Below are 1,316 nucleotides of genomic sequence, written 5' to 3'. Positions count from 1 at the left end.
ATTATAGACTATATTGTTATATGAGCAAAAGTGGAAAAATAAAAGGATATTAAAGTGACAGGCTAGAATTATTATTCGGAAACTAAGTTTCAAGTATGAGTATGAAACTTATACTTAGTTAAATTGTTTGAGGTGTTTATAAGCATGAAAAGAATTATAAGGAATTTATTAATATAAGTATTATAAAAGAGAATAATTTTTATATATTAATTAATATATAATTATTAAGGAATGTAAAATAAAAATTTTATAGATAAATTTAAATATATGTTGTTTGATTCTAATATAGGAAGAAATAAAATATGTATTAAAATAGGAAGAGATAATATAAATAAGTGCAAGGGTTTACAAAATAGCTTAACAATAATTTGATTTATAGTTGTGAGGTTTATTTTTTCTTTAAATCACTTCCTATTGAAGAATTAAATAATATAAACATATAATATATTATATATAATGAGGATGTGAGTATGGGTGAACAGACTAAAGCCAAAACTTTTAGGTATTAGTGTCTTGTTTATTATAATTATTTTAACCTGTGGGGCTATTTTTAAGTTTAAGTTTAAATTGGATAATACATTGAAAGAGACCACATATACATATTTGTCAGAATTTACAGAGCATAATATAATTAATCTTAAGACAAAACTTAGTGGTCAATTTGACATGCTTGAATCTATTGCTAGTTTTATGGGAAATTTAGATAATATAAATAATGAGATGATGATTAATTTAATGGAGTCTGGAGTAAAGCGAAGTTCTTTAATTAGAATGTCTATTTCTGCACTAGATGGAAAAAGTTATTCTAATGATGGAATCATTAGTAATGTAAAAGATAGAGATTATTTTAAAAAAGCTAAAAATGGTGAAAGAAATATATCAGAATCTTTAAAATCTATTATTGATAAAAAAGAAATAATAGTTTTAGCTACCCCTATTTATAAAGATGGAAAAGTAGCAGGTGTTTTAAGTGGAGCTTATGATTCAACAAAATTAAATGAATTGTTGGGGTTATATGCATTTGATAAAAAAGCACACGTTTATATTGCCAAAAAAAATGGAGATGTAATTGCTCAAAATTCAAATGAAAATAGTAAAATATTATCATGTATATTTAAACTTTTTAATAATGATAATTGTGATGAAGTAAATTGTTTAAAAGATATAAAAGAAAATATGAAAAATAATAAATCTGGATATTCTAACTATAATTTAGATAATAAGAAATTTATGTTAAATTATCAACCACTTGGAATTAATGATTGGTATATTTTTTCTGTTGTACCAAATGAAGTAGTATCTATTCAGTCAGATAA

The 1,316-nt window shown here is 22.6% G+C and carries 1 protein-coding gene; it reads left to right on the top strand.

What is annotated here, in order from left to right:
• Positions 1-474: 474 nt before the first annotated feature.
• A partial coding sequence (locus KGF52_RS20950; RefSeq protein ID WP_227841513.1) for a cache domain-containing protein occupies positions 475-1,316 on the top strand: 842 nt, incomplete at its 3' end.

It is taken from the genome of Clostridioides sp. ZZV15-6597, from assembly GCF_020657815.1.
In the GTDB taxonomy this organism is placed as follows: Bacteria; Bacillota; Clostridia; order Peptostreptococcales; family Peptostreptococcaceae; genus Clostridioides.
This window is presented reverse-complemented; position numbering and strand designations above follow the sequence as displayed.